The sequence below is a fragment of the Ruegeria sp. BC7 genome, from assembly GCF_056539165.1.
This window is the reverse complement of the sequence record NZ_JBQFUL010000005.1, coordinates 218,805-240,404: the sequence shown is the minus strand read 5'-3', so window position 1 is coordinate 240,404 and position 21,600 is coordinate 218,805. Positions and strand designations below refer to the sequence as shown.

Here is a 21,600-nt window from a genome sequence, read left to right as displayed (position 1 = left end):
CAGTCTATTCACTCTTGGAGCTGGCCCATCCATGTCTGGAGCTACAAATTCGTGCATTGCCGCGCAGCGGCGAACGACCAGTTTGTCCGCAGAGCCGATATTCAGGCCTGATGCAGCGAACGGACGCTCTGAGCCCGAAGCGGACTATCAATCCCAGTCGCTAACGGGCAATGCGTGGCACAACTCCAAGGAAAAATTGGGTTTAGGTCCGGCATTTAGCGTTCGACATAAATAGAGAGCATGGATCAATGGACATGTTGCCATATTTGCGAACGTGTTGACCCGTCTTCGCTGCTATTACAGTGTGTCGTTATGAAAAACCTGCCTGGTTATACCTTTCGTACGGAAGCTCTATCTAAGGTGTACGGGGAAGGGGAAGCCGCCGTTCACGCTCTGCGGGGTGTTGACTTTGAAATCCCGAAAGGTGAGATAGTCGTCTTGCTCGGTGCATCCGGCAGCGGGAAGTCCACTTTACTGAACATACTCGGAGGCCTCGATCGTGCATCGGGCGGGCACGCGTGGTTTGATGGTACAGAGCTAACAAGCCTTTCGGATCGCGACTTGACGCTATACCGGCGCCATCATGTCGGGTTCGTGTTTCAGTTCTACAATCTCATGCCCAGCCTTACAGCCGAAGAGAATGTGGAATTGGTCACCGAAATTGCACAGAACCCGATGCGACCCGCGGATGCACTGGGCCTTGTCGGGCTGGACGCAAGGAAGGATCACTTTCCAGCGCAGCTTTCAGGGGGTGAGCAGCAACGCGTAGCCATCGCGCGTGCCATTGCGAAAACACCCACTGTTTTGTTCTGCGACGAGCCGACTGGAGCGCTCGACAGCCAGACAGGTCGGGCCGTGCTTCGGGTGCTGAAAGACGTCAATGAACGACTGAATACTACTGTTCTCATTGTAACACATGCGGCTGCAACAGCAGATATGGCAGACCGGGTAATAAAGTTTGCAGACGGCATGATCCAAGACGTTCAGGTCAATTCCGAAAAGCTCACACCTGACGAGATCAACTGGTGAGTCCGCTTGACAAGAAAATAGTTCGGACTTTGCGCCGCTTGAAAGGGCAAGCCGTCGCGATAGCCAGTGTTATCGCATTGGGTGTAATGACCCTCGTGATGATGACCGGTTTGGTTGGTACGCTTTCCGAGACACGCAGCACGTATTACGAACGCTACCGCCTTGCGGATGTCTTTGCTCCAGCCACGCGCGCGCCGCAAACGGTGCTGCAGCATTTGGCCAATCTGCCCGGCGTTACGGCGGTTGAAGGGCGGGTGATTGGCGGGGCTCTGATTACGTTGGAAGAGGCTGGCAGACCCGTGCGCGCCACGGCACTTTCAATACCGCGGGATGCTCGTCCGCTCCTCAACAACTTCATGCTTACACGCGGTCGCGCGCCCCGTGTCGGGCGCAATGACGAAGTCTTGCTGTTGCAGAGCTTTGCAGACGCCGTTGGTCTGGCACCTGGTGATAGTCTGTCTGCGACAATGAACGGCGCTCGCAGAACCTTTGTTGTTGTCGGATTGGCGCAAAGCCCGGAGTTCATCTACATCGCCGCTCCGGGAGAAATTGTGCCGGACGACACACGCTTTGCCGTTTTGTGGATGTTGGAGGATGCCATGGCAGCAGCCTTCGACATGAAGGGGGCTTTCAACGAGGCGCTGCTCTTGCTCTCAAGAAATGCCAATACGCAGGAGGTGATCGCCGGGGCAAACCGCCTACTCGACAAATATGGAGGTTTGGGCGCTTACGGATTGGAAGATCAAGCGTCCAACAGGTTCGTGACAGAAGAAATCGCTGGTCTTCGCGCAACAGTTGGGGTGGTGCCGCCGATCTTCCTGGCTATCGCGGCGTTCCTGCTCAATATCGTGATTGCCCGAATGATCCAATCCGAACGAGAACAAATAGGAATACTAAAAGCCTTCGGGTACACCAGCCTTGAAATAGGCATTCACTATTTCAAACTTGTCTTGGTGATCGCACTGTGTGGTGCCGTTTTCGGCGGGGCGCTTGGGATCCTGTCGGGGCGCCTATTATCGGGTGTTTACCAGACGTACTACAAGTTTCCGTTCCTCGTTTTCCAGATCAGTGCGGGTGCCTTTGCTCTTGGAGTGTCAGTAAGTGTCTTGGCGGCGTCAGCAGGCGCAATTCTCGTTCTTAGATCGGTATTCAGTCTCACACCCGCGATCGCTATGCGACCTCCCGCGCCTGTGGATTACAGCAAGACTGGGGCCTTCGGTCCGCGCATGAAAAGACTATTGGACCAGCCAACCCGAATGGTGATGCGTCGCATTGTGAGGCAACCCGGCCGTATCCTCGGCGCGATCGTCGGAATTGCCTGCGGGATGGCGCTGTCTGTTGGTATGGTTAGCATTCTGGCCGGCTTCGACAAGACCATTGATATGACGTTTTCCGTAATTGACCGCAGTGATGCCATGGTGAGCTTTACACATCCGCTCTCCGATACGGTTCAGTATGAGCTTGCATCGCTTGACGGCGTTCATGCCGTTGAGCCCGTTCGTGTGGTGCCTGTGGAGTTTCGGCATGGATTGCGCCAGTATCGTGGTGCCGTAAACGGGCTGCAAGAAGGCGCGCGTTTGAACCGAGCTTTGAAGTCAGACTTGGAACCGGTAGAACTTCACACGAATGGCATTGTGCTTTCGACTGCTTTGGCGAAAGTCCTGAATGCGGAAATCGGTGATACCATCGAAATTGACGTGCTGGAGGGGCGGCGACCGAACTTGACTGTACAAGTTACGGGTGTGGCGGAAACTTTGCTTGGATCTCCTGCGTATATGTCCCTCGAAGGGCTTAACCGGATACTCAAAGAACCGGGGCGTGTCTCAGCAGTCTATTTGTCGGCGGAATCCGATCGGCTTAAGGCCTTGCAGCTTTACTTTGCAGAACTGCCGCGGGTGGCCGGGATCTCGGTCAAGCGTGATGCGGAGCAAGCGATGCAAAAGATCATGAACGAAGGCGCAGGGTCCACCCGTTATTTGATGGCGCTCATCGCGGCTGTGATCACCTTTGGGATCATCTATAACACCGCGCGCATTTCATTTTCTGAAAGCATGCGTGATCTGGCAAGCCTGCGCGTCATCGGGTTCACGAAGGGCGAAGCATCTTATGTGCTTTTGGGGGAGTTGGCGGTTGTCGTACTCGTTGCTTTGCCTCTCGGAGCACTCATGGGTTACTTTTTGTCGTTTGCGATATCGGCAGGTTTTAGCACCGACATTTATCAGGTTCCAAGCGTGTTTAATCCCAGCGGGTATGGCACTGCGGTGCTGGTGGTTCTGGCCGCTTCAATAGTTTCTGGGTGGATTGTAAAGCGAGATGTGGACCGGGTTGACCTGGTCGAAGCGTTGAAAATTAAGGAGTAGTCCTGATGGCGCAACAAAAATCACGGTGGGTGCTTTCGATCGTCACCATTGTGATAATTGCGATCGTGTTGCTTGTAGCGTTCTGGCCTCGAGCGGTGGCGGTGGATCTGGCTCAGGTTGAAGTTGGGGACCTAATCGTCACGGTTGATGAAGAGGGGCGCACGCGTGTGCACGATTCATATGTTGTGGCGACACCAGTTGCCGGACGACTGCTCCGCGTTGGTGTCGAACCGGGTGATCCGGTTGTCGCGGATCAAACGGTCATCGCACGCATGTTGCCCACCAATCCCTCCATGCTGGATGTACGGACGCGCGAACAGGCCCGCGCGGCGGTCACTGCTGCAGAAGCTGCTCTCCGCGTGGCCCGCGCCGATCTAAACAAAGCGGTCGCAGATCTGGCGCTGGCGGAAGAAGATTTGGAACGCGCGGAGTCGCTGATGAAAAACGGCCGCATCAGTGAGGCGGCGCTGGCCCGCGCTGAGCGCGAAGGCCGAGTCGCACAGGCCGTAGTCGACAGTGCCGAGGCTGCCATTTCGGTTCGAACAGCGGAACTGGCGAATGCGCGTGCTCAGCTGATCGGATTTGACGACCGCGGCATTGCGTCGGCACTTATATCACACTCGGACGAAGTGATCCCGCTGCTGGCGCCTGCGACTGGGCGGGTTCTGCAAGTAATACAGCAAAACGAAATTACGCTGCCTGCGGGGGCTCCCATCCTGGAAATCGGCGACATCGACGGAGACCTTGAGGTCGTTGCCGAACTTTTGTCTTCTGATGCTGTTCAGGTGTCCGTGGGCGATCGTGTTATTATTGACGAATGGGGCGGGGGGAAGCCGATTGACGGAACGGTAGAGCGCATAGATCCGCTTGGATTTACAAAGTTCTCGGCCTTGGGGGTCGAGGAACAGCGCGTAAACGTTGTGATTTCAATGGAAGCACCCGATGTATCCAACGGCCGTTTGGGCCACGGGTACCGGGTAGAAGTACGGATCGTAATTCAGGAAGATCCGGAAGCGTTGATTATTCCTGCCAGTGCAATGTTCCGGGCACACAAGGGCTGGTCTGTGTTTCTCGTCGAAGATGGAAAAATCTTCGAACAACCGATCGAAATCTCTGCGACCAATGGCGTGCATGCCAGCGTCGCCAGTGGTTTGAACGCGGATGACTTAATTGTGCTCTACCCATCTGCAGGATTGGTCGACGGAACGCGGATCACAAAACGGTTGACATTTCACTAACCCGACCCACTCAGCTCAGTTGATTACGATGATCATGTCACCATATTGAGGTGCACAGATCTGTTAACATTGTTCGGAATCTACCGCCTTGGCACGAGGAAAGTCTGAGTTCGGTGGTTCTTGTGGTGAGCAGTGAATGACTCAGATTGCCTCCTATCAGCTAGGGACCTAGGGTGTTGAGTGCTCTACGAATGACGCGCGAAAATTAAACTTCGGAGTTTGCTGCCGAACGGTTGGTTTGTCCGCATGGCAGGCGTTAGACTTAATTGCAGCGAAGGTCTGCTTCGAGCCCAATGCGGGCGTTCAAATGCAGCACACAACCAGTTACTGTTCAGCGCAAAACAGTGAATGTGACTTCAACTGGAAACACGTATAACGCTACATTGTTAAGATCATCACGTTATCCAGTTAGCCTGAAAATTAGACGCTCCTTCAAAAGGCAGCTTCCAACCAAGCCTGAATGACTTGAAAAATCTGATCTATGCGTAAAACTTAAAGCATGAGTGAGTATTTTGATGAAATGTTCAATGGCGATGGATCACTCAGAGGTCCATACGAAGAGATCGGCCGCTGGTTCAACGCGGAAGACGTATCACGACTGAGGGCGAAACAGCGCGAAGCCGAAAAAGTTTTTAGGCTGACGGGCATCACTTTTAACGTATATGGCAAAGCCGAGGCCGAAGAACGTCTGATACCTTTTGATATCGTGCCACGAGTTATTTCAGCGCGGGAATGGCAGCGGTTGGAACGCGGTATCGAACAGCGGGTGCGGGCAATCAACGCATTTCTACATGACATTTACCACCGTCAAGAAATTGTCCGGGCCGGGCGTGTACCAGCTGAGATGATTGCCGGAAACGAGGCCTTCCTGCCGCAAATGCTTGGGGTCTCACCACCCGGTCAGGTCTATACGCACATTGTCGGCGTCGATCTGGTGCGAACCGGCCCAGACGAGTTTTTCGTCCTGGAAGACAATGCTCGTACGCCATCCGGGGTCAGCTATATGCTGGAGAACCGGGAGACGATGCTAAAGATGTTCCCCGAGCTTTTTAGCGCGACCAATGTTCGGAATGTTTCCGACTACCCCCGCAATCTGAGGCGGTCTCTTGCGGCCTGTGCGCCAGCTTGCGCAGGCGGAGAACCCACTGTCGCGGTGTTAACCCCCGGCATCTATAATTCAGCCTACTATGAACATGCGTTTCTTGCTGATCAAATGGCCGTGGAATTGGTCGAAGGCCACGACCTTCGCGTTGTCGACGGGCGCGTCTGCATGCGCACCACCAGAGGCTATAAACCCATCGACGTGCTTTATCGCCGGGTTGATGACGACTTCTTGGATCCATTGAATTTCAACCCTGATAGTGCATTGGGCGTGCCAGGCATTCTGGATGTTTATCGCGCAGGCGGCGTCACGATCGCGAACGCACCCGGAACGGGTATTGCCGATGACAAGGCGATCTATTCCTACATGCCCGAGATCGTCGAATTTTACACGGGCGAAAAGCCTCTGCTTCAGAATGTTCCAACCTGGCGATGCAGCGACCCTGTCTCGCTGTCTTACGTCATGGACAACCTGTCCGAGCTTGTTGTGAAAGAAGTGCATGGGTCTGGCGGTTACGGTATGTTGATTGGCCCGACCGCCAGCAAAAAAGAGATTTCTGCTTTCCGGGACAAGCTCAAAGCGCGGCCAGCGAACTATATTGCTCAGCCGACACTGTCTCTTTCAACGGTTCCAATCTTCGCACGTTCGGGGCTGGCCCCCAGACATGTCGACCTAAGGCCGTTTGTTTTGGTGTCTCCCGACGGGATCAAAATCACACCCGGTGGATTGACCCGCGTAGCGCTGAAAAAAGGCTCGCTGGTCGTAAACTCGAGCCAGGGCGGCGGGACCAAAGACACCTGGGTTCTGGAGGACTGACCATGCTGGGAAAAACTGCTGGCGGGTTGTTCTGGATGTCCCGATACCTGGAGCGCGCGGAAAACACGGCCAGGCTGCTGGAGACAGGTCAAAGGATGGCGTTGACCCGGACTAAGAACTCCGCCGAGGAATGGGGGTCAGTTCTGAAAACGGCTGGAGTTCTGGATGGATACCACGCCAAGTACGATGATATTACCAAGGACAACGCTGTTGATTGGGTGCTTCGGGATGCGGACAATCCATCCTCGATCAAGTCGGTTATCAAGCAGGCACGAGACAACGCGCGCCTTGTTCGGACAGCACTGACCCACGATGTGTGGAGTGCTGTAAACGCTACTTGGATGCAGATTGACGAGGTCATGAAGCGCCGCGTGAATGAGCGGGATTTGCCTGCGACGCTGGAACTCATTCGTCAACAGGCGGCTCTGGTTCGCGGTGCCACCTTGGGGACCATGCTGCGCAATGACATTTTCGACTTCACCCGCATTGGCACATTTGTCGAGAGGGCAGACAATACCGGGCGCATTCTGGACGTTAAATACTATGTTCTTCTGCCCACAGCCTTCTCGGTCGGCTCGTCACTGGACAACATCCAATGGGAAAGCATCTTGCGTTCCGTCGGCGCTGGTGGAGGGTATCGAATGACCCATGGTGAGAAAACCCGGCCGTCTGACATTGCCCAGTTTCTAATCTTGGATCAGCGGATGCCTCGCAGCCTTCACTTTTGCTGCAGAAAGATTCAAGAGAACCTGTCATACCTGAAGAAAGACTATGGCTTTGCCGGGCCTTCGTGCGAGGCGTCTAATGCTCTCTACGAAAAATACCTGGATCAGAAGATCTCGAATATCTTTGAAATCGGACTTCACGAATACATTCAGGACTTTCTAACCGACCTCGGCAACTTAAGCCGTCAGATCGAGATTGATTACCGGTTCTACGAGTAGACAATGAAACTGCACATTCGACACGAGACACGATACGATTTCGACGCACCAGTTCCCTTCGGGTTGCAACAGCTGAGGAAGACACCAAAGTCCTTTCGCAATCAAAGCATTGAAAGTTGGAACACAGAAATCACCGGCGGGCGAAAAGAACTGACGTTTGAAGACTACCACCGTAACACCGTGGAATTGATCAGTTTCGACGCAAACACCCAAAGTATTTCGTTGATCTCTGAAGGCGTTGTTGAGGTGGAAGACACCCACGGCGTCTTGGGGCGTCACGAAGGGTCGACACCCTTGTGGCTGTTCAATAGGGGTACCCCGCAGACAACGCCGGGGAAAGGGGTTGCCGAACTGATAGGCGCGTTACCCAAAAGCGAACCGCTGGAACAGATGCATGCCCTGTCCGAAAACATTCGAACTCAGGTCGCGTATGAAATTGGAAGTTCGCACCCGGGCTGGGGCGCAGAAGATGCCCTCAAAGCTGGGCGCGGCGTGTGTCAGGACCACACTCATATCTTCATTACGTGCGCGCGACAGATCGGAGTGCCAGCACGCTATGTATCGGGTTACTTGATGATGAACGAAACGGAACTGCAGGACGCGACCCATGCCTGGGCCGAAGTGCATTTGGACGGGCTTGGCTGGGTCGGGTTTGACGTTTCAAACGGGATCTCGCCTGACGATCGATACGTCCGCGTCGCAACCGGGCTGGACTATGCCCAAGCCGCACCGGTAATAGGGAATAGAATTGGGACAGCGGGCGAGCAATTGACAGTGCAGTTGCAGGTCGCACAGCAGTAACGGAGAAATTGATGACCTATGCTGTGGGCATGCGGCTGAATCACGGGCTGGTGTTTATGTCCGATACGCGCACGAATGCAGGCGTGGACAATGTTTCGACCTTCAACAAGATGTTCAATTGGGCGGTAGAAGGGGACCGTTCGATCACAATCCTAACTGCCGGAAACCTTGCGACCACTCAGGCCACAATAAGCCTTCTGGAAGAACGAACAAAAGCGCCGGCAGATCGTTCACCATCGATCTTAGAAGCACCGACAATGTTTCAAGTTGCGCAACTGGTCGCGGCTACGCTGAACGACGTCATCGAGGAGCATGCCCGGTCCGGTCAGCAAGCTGACAGCACTTTTCACGCGACGCTCATTGTTGGAGGCCAGATCAACGGCGGCCCGTCTCGCCTGTTTTTGATCTACCCTGAAGGCAATTTTATCGAGGCAGGCGACGACACCCCGTTCTTTCAGATCGGTGAGACAAAATATGGCCGTCCTATTCTGGTGCGAGCCTACGATCCGGAAATGAGTTTCCCAGAAACCGTGAAACTCTTGCTTGTCAGTTTTGACTCCACGATTAAGGCCAATCTGTCTGTCGGTGCTCCGCTCGACCTGCTTCTCTACGATGAAGACAGCCTTGACGGCGGTACGCGGTCAAGATTCGAGTCCGACGACCAGTACTTTCGCGTTGTTTCCGACGGATGGGGAGACGCGTTGAAGTCGGCCTTGGCCAAACTTCCAGAATACAAATCGGGGCGAAAATCAAAAGATTGAGCGTCCGCTTTGTCCGCAAAGCAGACTTTCATGCCCGACGCAGCGAACGACCGCTTCGAGCCCAAAGCGGACTTAAATGTGCTCGCCAAAATGAATTGCGGCGATAGACATTCTCTTGAGCGGTCTAACCCATCACTAAATGCATTCACCGCCATCGATAACCAGGGCTTGCCCCGTCATAAAAGCGGATTCATCTGAAGCTAAATAGACGATCCCATGGCCAATCTCTTCAACTGTCGCCCATCGACTCATGGGGATCGCCTGCTCGATGTAGCTTTCCAGTTTGGCACGGCCTCCCATCTGCTTTTCGAAGCCTGCATTGAAAGGGGTGTCTACAAATCCTGGACATAGGGCATTGAAACGGATTGCATGGACAGCGTAGTCGGCTGCCATCTGCCGGACCATCGCAACAGCAGCGTGCTTTGTAGTCGCATAGGCGATCATACCCCGGTCATATTGAACCCCAGAATTGGAGGCCGTGACGATCACGCTGCCTCCACCTTGTGATTTCATATGGGCGACGGCTGCACGCGCGGCAATGAAGTGAGCGCGGACATTCAATGCCCAAGAAGCATCCATTCCATCTGGTTCCACTTCTTCCAGCGTTCCTTCGATCTGCAACCCAGCGTGAGAGTGCAACACGTCAAGCCGACCGAAGTTTTTAACTGCTTCGTCTATGGTTCTGGTAAGGGCATCGTCATCGGTCACATCAAGCTGTATGGCAGATGCTTGATTTCCCTGCGCTACGATCGCGGCCACAGTGGCTTCAGCAAGGGTTGCATCGCGATCGGTTACCACAACATGCGCACCCTCTTGTGCCATTGCCATTGAACCCGCCCGACCAATTCCTGATCCCGCGCCCGTCACGAGCGCGACCTTACCTGCAAGCCGCATGTCACTTGGCTCCTTTATTTAATTATTCGATTTTGAGGCGCCTCGGCGCAAAAGCAGCTGCGCTGCTACGAGCAACAAGAGCGACGCGCCCATAACCATAGTGCCGATGGCATTGATCTCGGGTGTTACGCCGCGCCGGATGGATGAGAATATGTAGATTGGCAGGGTTGTTTCTGAGCCAGCTACGAAGAACGCGATGATGAAATCATCAAATGAGAAAGTGAAGCTGAGCAGGAAGCCTGCCAAAATTGCCGGTGCTATCAACGGCAGGGTCACCTGTCGAAAGGTGCCCCAGGGCGTCGCAAAGAGGTCAGCCGAAGCTTCCATGAGCGCGCGGTCCATACCCGATAGCCTTGCACGTACGATGATTATGACCAGCGCCATTGTGAACATGGTGTGTGCGGCGACAAGCGTGGGCATCCCCATGGAAAGTTGCGGGGGATTTGCTCCATCGGGCCATAGGCTTGCAAGAAGCGGGTTTAGCCAGCCGAATACGGTGACCAGGGCAATGAGTGTCGCGATGCCGATGACGATACCGGGTATCATTATTGCAATATAAATCATCGCATCAAACAAAGTTCGGAGCCATCCCTTAACCCCTTGTAAAGCGATGGCCGCCATGGTTCCGAGAGTGGATGCGAGGCAAGCAGTTATGAATGCCGCAAGCAGACTGGTCTCGAGCGCGTCCATTACAAATGGGTTGTTCAGCGCTTTACCATACCATTGGGTCGAGAACCCCATGAACTGGCTTGCGTGTCGTCCGGCATTAAAGCTGAAAAGCGCGATGATGCCGATTGGAATATAGAGAAAAAGGTAGACGCAAATCGCGTATAAGCGCATCGGACCCTCACATCAGCGAGACATCTTCGCGCTGGCCACCCAGGCGCGAGATGAATTTCATGTAAATTGAGACAGTGACAAGCATTACGACAACCAGAGTCATTGCGACCGCCGATCCGTACGCCCAGTTCCGAGACTGCAGGAACAGGTCCACCAGCGCATTTCCGACGAAAAAGACCTTTCCGCCGCCCAAGATCGCTGGGATCAGAAACTCGCCCATCAGCAAGATGAAGACCAGCATGCAGCCAGTTGCGATACCAGGTACCGACAAAGGAAGTGTCACCTGACGGAACGTACGCCATGGGGTAGAGCCGAGATCAGCCGATGCTTCCAGAAGGCGTTTATCCAGTTTGTCTAAGCTTACAAAAATCGGGAAAACCATCAGAGGTAGATACCCATAGACAATCCCGACAAGCACAGCGAACGGCGTATTTATCAGGCGGATATCATCGATGCCGATCGACCCCAGTAAAGCGGGCAAGCCACGCCCCCCAAGGATGAAAATCCAAGCGTATGACCGGATCAGGATCGATGTCCAGAACGGCACGATCACTAGGATCAACAGCGAAGTTCTCCACTTTGGTGAACAACGCACCGCAAGAAAGTAGGCGAGCGGGTAGGCAATTACCAACGCAGCGATAGTCCCCAGAGGTGCAAGGATCAAAGTGTTCTTAAACGCCGTCCATCGCGCAGGAAGGTTGGCATATTGTTCCAACGTGAACGCTGGAACGTAGCCTCCGGCGGCACCCCGTTCGCCAAAGGAAAAGACGAAGACGACCAGCAGAGGAAGGGCTAGCATTACCAAAAGCCATATTCCTGCTGGAGCCAGCAACAGTGCTTTTCTGCCTCGTTCGGTCATTTTGTCCTCGTCTTTTCCGATATTGGCGGCCTTGCCGCTTAGGCCGACTTGAAGCGGGCGAGCAACTCGGCACGGTTTGGATCGGTTAGTGTAGCCGCCGCGCCGAACTCGAGTGCATTCAGAAGGTCAGCTGCCGGATAAAGGATCGGATCTTCCAGTAGTTCCTTCGGCAGCAACGCATTGGTGCGAGCATCAGCCGATGGATAGCCGTGAGCGAGGACTTCTTTCGCATTAACTTCCGGGTTCAGCAGGAAGTCGATCAAGGCATAAGCGGCATCCATATGGGGTGCGCCCTTAGGAATAGCGTAGTAGTCGGACCAGAGCTCACCGCCCTCAGTTCCCAGAACGTAGGCGATTTCAGGCATGTCGACATTCATCTGCTTGCCGTCACCTGTCCAGCACATCGTCATCCAGGCGTCACCGTTACGCATCGGTGGCTGATAATCCGACGAGATTGCAAACAGATGCGGTTTGGCATCCAGCAACAATTTCTCGGCATCCGCCAGTTCCTTCTCATCGACCGAGTTGAAGGAGTAGCCGAAGTATTTCAGGGCATTACCGATGGTGGTGAGTTGGTAATCATGCACCATTGTCCGGCCTGAGTAACCTTCCATAGTAAGGTCCCAGAACTCTTTCCATGTGGTTGGAGTCGGAGCGCCGTCAAGCTTGCTGGTGTTCACTGCAAAGCCAGTCGTGCCCCAGTTTTTTGGCACCGCGTAAAGCTGGCCATCGACAGAACCGGCATCGGAAAAGCGCTGTTCGAATGAACCTGCGTCGTAGTTTGGCAGTTTGGAAGTATCGAGCGGGATGATCAGATCTTCACCCACATACGTAGTGATCGTGTAGTTGGTTGGAACGAAAACGTCCCAGCCAGACCCTCCAGCCTGTAGTTTTGCCAACATCTCTTCGTTCGAGCCAAAAACATTGACCTGAACATGGGCGCCAGTGGCTTCCGTGAAGGCTTCGAAGTTCATCTCGTCATGGTAGTTCGGCCATGTGGCGAGGATCACTCGGTCGCCAATGTCCCCGGCAGCAAATGCCGGGCGTGGACGCAACCCAGGAATGGCCGTGCCCAGAACGGCCGTTGCCATCCCAAGACCTGTCACGCCTAAGAAATGTCGCCGTGTAACCGAACCCTTTTGGTACCGGCGAAGCTCTTCCATGAACTTTTGCTTGGAAATAGTCCCATTATCCTTGGTCATTGTGAACCTCTCTGTTGTTGGATTGCGGGATTTGTTATTTTTCCAGGATCAGCAGTGCGCCTTCGCCCCATGAAACAAAGGCCTGCTCTCCTGCATTGAACGTCCCCTCGTTCAATTCCGCTTGCCTTGGCACAAGTACGTGGAAATCACCCAGTGCTTCGTTGCGCGCAAGGTATTCTGTGTGCTCCCCAAGGAAGATCCGATTTTGAATGGTAACTGGCAGAGCGATTTCAGCTGTGGGTAGCGCGCGGGTCAGCGTGATCTGTTCAGGACGGATACTAACGCACACTTCCTGCCCTGCATCTATTGGAATCTCCGGAGTTCCGCGCACCTTTTGGCCACTCGCTAAACGCACAGTGATTTGGTCGGCTGCTGAGTCAGTCACAGTTGCATCAAAGAAATTTGAGGTGCCTACAAATCCAGCCACGTAGCGGCTGCGGGGCATGTCATAGAGTTCGCGTGGGCTGCCAACCTGCACAATACTGCCGCCTTCCATCACACAAATTCGGTCGGACATTGAAAGCGCTTCTTCTTGGTCGTGCGTGACGAGGACAAAAGTTATTCCCAGTTGTCGTTGCAGGTTCTGCAGTTCAAACTGCATTTCTTTTCGAAGCTTTCGATCCAGAGCAGCCATTGGTTCATCAAGCAGCAAAAGCTTGGGCTCGTTTACGATCGCACGCGCCAAAGCGACGCGTTGCTGCTGACCACCAGACATCTCCCAGATGCGACGTGGGCCAAACCCACCAAGACGGACAGTTTCCAGCGCTTGCTCAACCTTTGTCGCGATTGTTTGTTTGTCTACGCGTGGTCGTTGTTGGCGCAGGCCGTACGCGATGTTGTCGAACACGCTTAGGTGAGGAAAAAGAGCATAGTGCTGAAACACCATGTTGACTGGGCGATGGTGCGCATCCAAGTCGTTGACGACTTCTCCATCGAGCAACACCTGACCTTCGGTTGGCTTCTCGAAACCTGCCAACATTCTAAGCGCAGTGGTTTTGCCGCAACCAGATGGGCCTAAGAACGACAGGAACTCTCCTTTCCCAATGGAAAGATTCAGGTCTTTGGCGGCGACCACATTCCCGAAGGTCTTGGTCACTCCTCGGAGTTCCGCAATCGTCTGCATGGTGACGCTCATGTCAAAGCTCATATACTGCCGTTTTCCTTTTGCTTGATTTTTTGGCATTTGTTGGCATACCACTCAAACAAAGAAAAAGTAACAATAACTCGGAATAACTGTATATACCACAATTGGGGTATAGAGGTGCTTTTCGAAAATCTGGAGCGGCGCGTGTACGATTGGATGGAAGAGGCCGGCAGGGTCGTGGAGAAGATCGGAACCCCAGAATTTCCATGTGCTTTGGCAGATGGCTTGCGGCAGGTCGCACCATTCGATTTTACGGTGGTGTTTGGCCATGTCGGAACCGAAGCGCCTATAGACCTTCACGACGATTTTCCCAAAAGCAAACGGCGTATTTTTGTTGAGGATTACCAAGCAGGGCCCTACGTACTTGATCCATTTTTTTTGGCCGCGACAAAACCGATAACACCGGGTCTGTACCGCATGCGCGATATCGCACCGGACAGGTTCTATCAGGGCGAATACTATCGCAGCTATTACAAAAGGACTGGGTTAGCAGAGGAGATTGGCTACTTTATCGATATCCCGAGCACTGGGATGGTTGTGGTCTCGCTCATGCGATCAGTGAAGCCTTTTTCAGCCAAGGAAATTCGTCATTTGCACGCTCTATGGCCGCTCGTTCGGGCAGCCTGTTGCAAACATTGGAGTGACTTTCCAACACTGGCCCGCGGCGCCGCAGCGAATGGCGTTAGTCGTCGCGTCGATCTTGCTTTCCAGGCATTTGGCGATGGCGTTCTGACACCACGAGAACGCGAAGTCGTTGAGTTCACGTTGAAGGGCCATTCGGCAGAAGCTGTCGGCACAATTCTCGGCATCTCTCCAGGCACAGTCCGCATCCACAGACGCAACATTTACGCGAAACTTAGGATCAATTCGCAGGGTGAGCTTTTTTCAAAGTTCATTGAAAAGGCACTTTAAAAGGTTCCTTGAACACCCACTTTATCCGTTTTGCCGACCTTGCTACCTTGTGACCCGGAAAACACCAAACATTTGGACGGCACTGTCTGATAGCCAAGGAACCCAAAGGGAGAGGGTTGGGACGCCCGGGACCCATGTTGGGCTAAATTAATACCCGAAAACGCTTTCGGGCCATTGTCTATCTAACCGGATCAGCCGTTTTAAAAATGGCGTCAAGATACGAAAGGCAAAATTTCATGGACGCACCAGTTATCCAGTTGATTTTTATGCTCATCTTGCTGGTTGTCGTGATCTGGCTTTATATCCTGCCGATCACGATGGCAGGGCGGCGCAACCGGTCTGGTTTGATCTGGTTCCTGATCGGTCTGGTTGGATCACCCCTTTTGGCTATTCTTTTGCTGCTGGCTCTGGGTGATGCACCCGAACAACCAACAACCTAATTTTGGGACGATACCATCTGACACTCAAAAGGGCTTAACCGGAGGGTATCTGGACGCTCGTGAGCCATAACGTCCTGCTCAGCATGCAATAAGGGTGCCAATTGAGACACTATACTTCCGGAAGTGAAGACAACTAATCCTTCTCACTCTCCACAACCGTGTACTGTAAACCCAAGGTCGGCCGATTTGATTGGAGAACCACAGACCGCTTTGTCCGCACTGCGGTCACTGATGCACTGCGCAGCGAATGGCTGTTCCGAGCCCAAAGAAGACCTTGGATTTGTAAGTTCAGGCGGCGAGCTTCGAGCTTCACGAGTGTTGTCTCTCAACTGACTTAATTGGCTGGTTGAAGTATTGCGGATATTTGATTTGCCTCGCAATCCAAGGCATCGACGGAAACCGAGTCAGAAACGCCAAGTGATCCTTAAGCCGCCACCGAATTCATCGCCGTTTGTATTTTTTTGGAAGACAACCCCCGCAGAAGCATCGACGGACGCGTTCACGGTCGTTGCAAGACCCAAGCCGACGGAGATTGCGTTCTCGCCTCGATGGGTGCCGACAAAAGACTGAGAAATGCCCGGGGACGTGGCAAAGGTCGCGTCAATTCCGTGTGTCTCGTCGGATGCAGCAAGAAAATCGTGTTCATAACGCATGAAGCCAAGAGGTATTAGACCACCAGCAAATGCCGGCCCAGTCACGTTGATGCCTACGCTTCCGATCAGACTATCCGCAGTTGCATTGTCTACCGCCAATGCGGTTGCCAAGTCGCCATCTTCAGTAAATCCGTTTTGTTCATAGCGAGCGTAACCCAGACCGACCTCCGGTGCTAGATGCCAACCACCACGTGATGGCAGGGCAGTGTATTCCGCGCGCGCAGCAATCTCGTATGTTGTATGATCATAGTTTGCCGTATGACGATTTACGCTTGAGCCAGTAACCGCGTCCCGGGTCGCGTCTGTGTCACCCCATGATACACCAGCCATTCCTGAAAAAGACCAATTCGTCGACTCCACCACGCCGTACGCGCCGATGCTGAACGCGTCAGAGGAAAAGTCGAGCGTATCGGTCGAGGTTGTGTGATCTGTCATCGAATAGGTGCCGTAACCAAGATAGGCGCCAAAGCGGCGACGATTGTCTGCCCAAATGTCGGCTCCGAGGATGAACTGGTTAAGATCATAATCAAACCCTGCTAGCCCGCCATCGGCATCGACTTGCCCTCTGGTCAGACCAGCATCGAACCAGACATTCCGGCCTTCGTCGGTCAATCCCTCGATACGGCCATTGCCGGTGGCGCGCCCATTGGCGTTCGAAAGAACCATGTTGCGGCGCAGATCGCTGTGCTCCAATGCGACAGTCATAAAAGAGGCATAGGCTTCCGGGTGCAGCGTGCTGACCTGTTGCAGGGAGTTGTAAGGAAGGCTTTGACCATTGGACGAGACCAACTGTCCAAGGTTTTGGGTATTTGTCGTCCCAGTTGCGGGTCCCAAGGTGTTTGTCACCGTGTTCGTGGAAATCACCCCACCGCCGGGTGCTGTGATCGTTGTGGTTACAGTTTGGGTCGCGCCGCCGCCCGACGGCGTGGTAACGACCGTAGTTGTTGTCTGATTGCCTGTATTTGGATTGGTGGCAACGGACGTGGTTGTTTGAGGTGTGTAGGTGGAGGTGATGAATGGGTTATTTGTTAATCCGACGTCTATGAACGCTATGTCCACCTGATCGTCTGCGAGCGGGTCGTTCACGATGGAATACAATAGATTTGCCGGGAGCGTTGAACCGGCGGATGCCAAGTCCGTAGCCGTTGGAGTGCGCGGCCTCGCATCGTAGGCTGCGGTGGTGCCCGGAAGTCCGATTGCCGGATTATTCAAGGCAACAGTGTAGATGCCGCTTACGCCGCCGGTCACATAATCTGCGGCACCGGCATTTTGGTCAGTTGCGAGTGGCACGAAAAAGACAGTGTCGAACCCCGTCAGACTTGGTGCAGTTCCTGCCACATTGGTGATCAGTTGCCCACTGTATCTCGTTGTTCCCGGAATGCAGCTACCCCCAGAGACCGAGCACTCGCCGGAGGGACTAATCCCGATGCGTACATTGTTGTCACCCGAGAACTGCGCTTGTTCTGCGTTCAGTCGTAAGCTTGCCAAACCCGGCGCGATGCCAGACGCAGGAGGCAATGCCCCAAAAAGGTCGATCGTGCTGTCGTTTAGTTGTGCGGCCATTGGCCCACTCGGGCCAGAAAAAGACCCAAATGTGGCCAGCGAGCGCAATGTGCCGCCATCGACGTTCAGAGTATCGAGGCCAGAGTATACCTGCGATCCAGCGTCCAGGAACGTTCCAGCATTCTCCACAGAAAGCGCAGACAAGTTGTCATAAAAGTCGCTTTGAGCACTCAGGCCGGAGATGTCCAACGTCCCTTGATTTATTGCAATGTTGCTTGCGCGCAAGCCTGCGCCTACATCCATCAGCGTTGACGACGAAACGACTGTCGTGCCCGCGCGCACGTTCACCGTTAAATCGTCCGGCCCCGTCACAGAGCCGGCAACGGCAGAAGCCCCACTTTCGAAGCGCAGTGTGCTGTTTCCTGCGAATGTCAACGCGCTTGCGGCATTGTTGGAGTCCTGAACACGAAACTTGGCGCCCGTTTCAAGAAGGATAGAGCCGTCAGTTATCTGAGGATCGGTCAATTGTAGCTCCGTCCCCGCACCTTCAAGGCGAAGCGTACCCCCCGTGATCTCAGAGGAAGGCGTAGCGGAGCCGTTCGACTTTGTTAAACCCAGAACTGAGTTGGATCGAAGTTGTAGCTCCGCACCCTGACCAACGGTCAACCAACTATCAAGAAACGGCTCGATGGTGGTGCCGACCAAGTCAAGGCGCGCCCCGTCTGCAACGTCGACAGTAAGCGGCACACCAAATATATGGTTGCTTCCCAAACGCAATTCGTTTGTTCCGCGTTCGGCTCTGATGAACGCAGGTCCGCCATCCGGCGAGTTCATTGAAAGGCGGGTTCCATCCCGAAAAATCAAATCGCTATTGCGAAGCGTAAGTCCACCGCCACGCCCGATACCGGCTGCGCCAAAGCCGAGACTCAGGTTGACGATCTGACCGGTCTGAGTACCAGCAGAACTTACCCCGTCCCGGATCGTCAAAGAGGTGTTCTCGAGCGTTAGTCGATCAAACAACAAAGTCGCTTGAACGTTTCCGGGGCCCGAAGGCGGATCGCGGAATGCAAACACGTCCAGGGCCGTTTTCCCTCCGTCGGTTCTCGTTGACCCAAAGAAAACATTCTCCCAAGAGCGATATACTGATCTGGAAAATGCAATTGATTCACGGGTTCGGAACCCCCCAAGTGCAAGCCCTGACATCGTGTCTGAGTCCCAGACCAGACCATCAAAGCGGCCAATGACGGGGTCCACAAAAACATCTGCAGCGCCGAGTGTACCGGTTGAGGTATTGGCGAGCGTCTCCGCGCAACCAAGGTTCAATCCTGTACCAGTGACGGCACTGCAATACCCTTGCGCCGCGGCTTCGCCACTAACACTAAACGTCAGGTAAAGCGCTGTTGTGCACACTAAACAAGCCTTGCGTCGCGGTGCGAGTTGTTTGTTTTTCATATTGCCTACCTCTGCCAGCGATGCGTGCGTGGCGCTAGTTACCCTCAGGAACCCAACCGCAATACGTATAAACCTGATAGATCGAAGTTCCGTCATCAAGCCCGTTGACAACCAACATGCGATTGTTGCTCAGGGGTGACAGCACCTGACGGTATTCATACGACGAGCCGTCGTAAGAACACTCAAGATCGACAATTTGCAGAGATGTCCCGCGCAGGGCCTGAACTTGCGCATAGGCGCAATCCGCGTCATCCGATTTACGACCTTCATCGTCATAGATGACATATCCTGCTCGAAGATCGCCATACTCTTCAGAGATTTGTGCACCATCTTCGCAACTCAGGCCTTCTGGCACGTACAGGCCTGAAAAATGAACACCATCTGCGTTCGTTGGGCCGCACAGGCAAACCAGACAAAGGATAATCACGGCTTGGCTTTTAGTGTTCATTCGGAGGTCGTCCTCTGCTTCATGAACTTTGAAACGAGCGATCCCATTAGAGCAACAGCCCCTGCGAAGGTGAAAACCCAACCAAGGGCAAGGAGGTGGAAATGCTCCTGCAACACGCCATCTTCATCGACATAAGAGCCCTGAACCGCATATCCGGCCCAGAGCGCAAGGCCCAAGCCAAGCAATAAAAGGGAGATGAGTGTCAGCTTTCTCATGTGGCCTTACTCCGTTGGCATAGTTTGGGTGGCGCAAATCATTGCAGCGCTCTGGCGATGTTTCTCACGCGGGTCACTCCCACTCAGCGGCAGTTGTTCGCCATTTTTTCTCTTCGCTGTCCCAAATGCTGGCTGCCGCACAAGGTGTCGGATTGATACCGCCGCATTGCGAACCGTGGACGTCCGCTAGAAGGACCTTGCTCGGTCCCAGATCTGCCAAGTCCCAGCCCTGGTTCAACAAGGAATAGACTTTATCATGCACGAGAAAGTGCGACATGCATCCACCTGTTCCACAGTAAAGCGATGCGGCTGTCGAACAGGCGAACCCCCGCTCGTTCAGCACCCAATCGAGATATAGATCGCCGTCCAGATCGACCCGGTCAACGGCCTTCCATTCGAGGTAGAAGGTGCCATTGTCGAACTCTGCGCAAGCTTGTCGGGCGGATTGTACTTTTTCCTGCAACTGTTCAGGCAGATCGGACACATCGGCGGCCCTTGCCGGTGTGATTAAGGCAAGCCAGACTGCGATCCAAACCCCGAGACTCCTCAAGACTTTGGCCGTTCGTTTCTGCGAGCGTAACTCTGCCAAAGCATCAGTTACACTTGTCATAACGATAATCCCCGTATTCCAACCAGTCCGCTCCCGCATCCCGGAAAATCAGGGCTTCTGATCTGTCCTCACCAAGAAGCGCAACAACGAACCCTTTCGGGGCTTCTGCATTGCCAAAGTAACTGTAGGCGGTCATGGCCCGCGTCACCTCACCATTCACGGTGAGCAATGCATCCCATTCACCGTCCGGAGAGTTCAGGATCACGTATTCGATCTGGCGTTTCACGGCGCCGCCACCGCAATAGACTACGCCCTCCGGAGCCTCGGTGCTCGCTGTCTGCTGTGTCGCCCCGCCACAGGCAGACCTGAGCGACTTGATGGCCGCGCTCGAACCCGCCAAATCGAAGATCCCATAAGTGATGTCCTGATCGATCATAGAAAGATTGACCGAGGCATTTGCTGCCAATTGATCCAGAACGAAGCCGTAATCCTCCGCACTGTTGAACAAGATCTCGACGGGGTAGTTGTCGACGATCTGAGTGTTGGCGTTCTCTGGTCCGATCTGGAAGGCACCTGCTTCTGTCGTTCCATCCTTCATGAAACGGATCGATAATCCCTGCTTGGCCACAATGTCTTCGCTATCCTCATAGCCCGCGGGCACAAAACGGATACGGTCACATTGAAGTTCAAGAGTTGAGTCGCTGGATTGAATGAACGCATTTGCCGTCGGTCCGGCGACGAAAGTCCACTCTGCAAAGACTGGCGAGGCGATGAGGCAGGCTACCGCAAGGGCCAATGATATCTTACGCTTCATTCCTGTTTCCTCTCTGTATCAAAAGCTAGCTTGGCAAATGTCCTACGCCGCCGGCGGACCATACGCGTTGTCCCCGTCTTGCGACGGCCGGGTCAGCCACCAGATCATCATGACCGTCAAGACCAATTGCAGCGCCCAAACCACCATCATACCGGTCGCTCCGAGAAACGCCGCTGGTCCGCGTAGCACCTCTGGATCGTCAACACCACCTTCCAGTACGGTGAAGACCGCAACGCCGCTCAGAAGCGCAATCATGGTCGCAAACCCCAAGGCCATTGGTAGAAGAAGATACCATCCGGGGCGCCCGCTGTCGTGCAATCGGCGCCAGCCAGCAGCCAGCATTGGCAAAAAAATCGCAACTTGAAACAAGGGATTAAAGATACCCGTGCCTTCGCCGGTTTCTGGGTTGATGCCGAAAATTGCCCCGTCCAGGATCGAAAAGATGATGTTGCACAAGATAACGAATAGCACGAACCACCAGTATTCCGAACGAGTCGCCCGCCCCGAAAAAACGACATACTTCGAGAGACAGACCTTTATCGATTGTACAAATCCCATATCAAGCGTCCTTATCAGTGGCTTTGCTCATGTTGCCCCGTTATTCTTTAGTTATTTGTTTACGG

The 21,600-nt window shown here is 53.9% G+C and carries 20 protein-coding genes; 9 read left to right on the top strand and 11 right to left on the bottom strand.

Annotated features, from left to right (window positions below):
• Nucleotides 1-312 precede the first annotated feature (312 nt).
• The 7 genes from ACR0KS_RS14815 (at nt 313) to ACR0KS_RS14785 (ending at nt 9,051) form a co-directional block, all read left to right on the top strand.
• Nucleotides 313-1,029 carry an ABC transporter ATP-binding protein gene (locus ACR0KS_RS14815; RefSeq protein ID WP_170566493.1) on the top strand — a complete coding sequence of 239 codons (717 nt, stop codon included), beginning with the start codon at nt 313-315 and terminating at the stop codon, nt 1,027-1,029.
• A 404-nt stretch (nt 1,030-1,433) separates the two neighbouring features.
• Nucleotides 1,434-3,389 (top strand): ABC transporter permease, encoded by a 1,956-nt coding sequence (locus tag ACR0KS_RS14810; RefSeq protein WP_480693251.1) that lies wholly within the window; start codon nt 1,434-1,436, stop codon nt 3,387-3,389.
• Nucleotides 3,390-3,394: 5 nt separating this feature from the next.
• The gene (locus tag ACR0KS_RS14805; RefSeq protein ID WP_170566496.1) at nt 3,395-4,627 is read left to right on the top strand and encodes a permuted SH3 domain-containing protein; all 1,233 of its coding nucleotides are present in this window, start codon (nt 3,395-3,397) and stop codon (nt 4,625-4,627) included.
• Between the two features lie 499 nt (nt 4,628-5,126).
• Nucleotides 5,127-6,545 (top strand): circularly permuted type 2 ATP-grasp protein, encoded by a 1,419-nt coding sequence (locus ACR0KS_RS14800; RefSeq protein ID WP_170566499.1) that lies wholly within the window; start codon nt 5,127-5,129, stop codon nt 6,543-6,545.
• A 2-nt stretch (nt 6,546-6,547) separates the two neighbouring features.
• A complete protein-coding gene (locus ACR0KS_RS14795) occupies nt 6,548-7,489 on the top strand; it encodes an alpha-E domain-containing protein (RefSeq protein ID WP_170566502.1) in 942 nt (313 codons plus the stop codon).
• Nucleotides 7,490-7,492: 3 nt separating this feature from the next.
• Nucleotides 7,493-8,290: a transglutaminase-like domain-containing protein gene (locus ACR0KS_RS14790; RefSeq protein ID WP_170566505.1), complete on the top strand. Its 798-nt coding sequence runs from the start codon at nt 7,493-7,495 to the stop codon at nt 8,288-8,290.
• An 11-nt stretch (nt 8,291-8,301) separates the two neighbouring features.
• A complete protein-coding gene (locus ACR0KS_RS14785) occupies nt 8,302-9,051 on the top strand; it encodes an Ntn hydrolase family protein (RefSeq protein WP_170566508.1) in 750 nt (249 codons plus the stop codon).
• A 135-nt stretch (nt 9,052-9,186) separates the two neighbouring features.
• On the opposite strand, the gene ACR0KS_RS14780 is transcribed toward ACR0KS_RS14785, so the two are convergent.
• From ACR0KS_RS14780 to ACR0KS_RS14760, 5 genes are read right to left on the bottom strand one after another with little or no spacing between them, the layout of a single operon-like run.
• Complete coding sequence (locus ACR0KS_RS14780) at nt 9,187-9,945, bottom strand: SDR family NAD(P)-dependent oxidoreductase (RefSeq protein WP_170343551.1); 759 nt, start codon at nt 9,943-9,945, stop codon at nt 9,187-9,189.
• 18 nt (nt 9,946-9,963) lie between these two features.
• A complete protein-coding gene (locus ACR0KS_RS14775) occupies nt 9,964-10,785 on the bottom strand; it encodes an ABC transporter permease (protein ID WP_010442232.1) in 822 nt (273 codons plus the stop codon).
• 7 nt (nt 10,786-10,792) lie between these two features.
• Nucleotides 10,793-11,644, bottom strand: a complete 852-nt coding sequence (locus tag ACR0KS_RS14770) for an ABC transporter permease (RefSeq protein WP_170566510.1) — start codon at nt 11,642-11,644, stop codon at nt 10,793-10,795.
• Between the two features lie 38 nt (nt 11,645-11,682).
• Nucleotides 11,683-12,846 (bottom strand): ABC transporter substrate-binding protein, encoded by a 1,164-nt coding sequence (locus tag ACR0KS_RS14765; RefSeq protein WP_093962198.1) that lies wholly within the window; start codon nt 12,844-12,846, stop codon nt 11,683-11,685.
• 34 nt (nt 12,847-12,880) lie between these two features.
• Nucleotides 12,881-13,981 (bottom strand): ABC transporter ATP-binding protein, encoded by a 1,101-nt coding sequence (locus ACR0KS_RS14760; RefSeq protein WP_245218179.1) that lies wholly within the window; start codon nt 13,979-13,981, stop codon nt 12,881-12,883.
• 153 nt (nt 13,982-14,134) lie between these two features.
• Between ACR0KS_RS14760 and ACR0KS_RS14755 the strand changes: the two genes are divergently transcribed.
• Both ACR0KS_RS14755 and ACR0KS_RS14750 read left to right on the top strand, forming a co-directional pair.
• On the top strand, nt 14,135-14,902 hold the full coding sequence (locus tag ACR0KS_RS14755; protein WP_348539544.1) for a helix-turn-helix transcriptional regulator: 768 nt from the start codon (nt 14,135-14,137) through the stop codon (nt 14,900-14,902).
• A gap of 236 nt (nt 14,903-15,138) precedes the next feature.
• Nucleotides 15,139-15,342, top strand: coding sequence for a hypothetical protein (locus ACR0KS_RS14750; protein WP_058283652.1), 204 nt, complete (start codon nt 15,139-15,141; stop codon nt 15,340-15,342).
• A gap of 404 nt (nt 15,343-15,746) precedes the next feature.
• Here the strand turns inward: ACR0KS_RS14750 and ACR0KS_RS14745 are convergent, their stop codons facing one another.
• The 6 genes from ACR0KS_RS14745 to ACR0KS_RS14720 form a co-directional block, all read right to left on the bottom strand.
• Nucleotides 15,747-19,046, bottom strand: a complete 3,300-nt coding sequence (locus ACR0KS_RS14745) for an autotransporter family protein (protein WP_480693254.1) — start codon at nt 19,044-19,046, stop codon at nt 15,747-15,749.
• Nucleotides 18,985-19,398, bottom strand: coding sequence for a hypothetical protein (locus tag ACR0KS_RS14740; protein ID WP_170555317.1), 414 nt, complete (start codon nt 19,396-19,398; stop codon nt 18,985-18,987). The genes ACR0KS_RS14745 and ACR0KS_RS14740 overlap by 62 nt, the downstream gene beginning before the upstream one ends.
• Nucleotides 19,395-19,613: a DUF3955 domain-containing protein gene (locus tag ACR0KS_RS14735; protein WP_170555315.1), complete on the bottom strand. Its 219-nt coding sequence runs from the start codon at nt 19,611-19,613 to the stop codon at nt 19,395-19,397. The genes ACR0KS_RS14740 and ACR0KS_RS14735 overlap by 4 nt, the downstream gene beginning before the upstream one ends.
• 73 nt (nt 19,614-19,686) lie before the next feature.
• Nucleotides 19,687-20,097 carry a hypothetical protein gene (locus ACR0KS_RS14730; RefSeq protein WP_170555313.1) on the bottom strand — a complete coding sequence of 137 codons (411 nt, stop codon included), beginning with the start codon at nt 20,095-20,097 and terminating at the stop codon, nt 19,687-19,689.
• Nucleotides 20,098-20,206: 109 nt separating this feature from the next.
• Nucleotides 20,207-20,977, bottom strand: a complete 771-nt coding sequence (locus ACR0KS_RS14725; RefSeq protein WP_170555311.1) for a hypothetical protein — start codon at nt 20,975-20,977, stop codon at nt 20,207-20,209.
• A 42-nt stretch (nt 20,978-21,019) separates the two neighbouring features.
• Nucleotides 21,020-21,535 (bottom strand): DUF805 domain-containing protein, encoded by a 516-nt coding sequence (locus ACR0KS_RS14720; RefSeq protein ID WP_170566516.1) that lies wholly within the window; start codon nt 21,533-21,535, stop codon nt 21,020-21,022.
• Between the last annotated feature and the right edge of the window lie 65 nt (nt 21,536-21,600).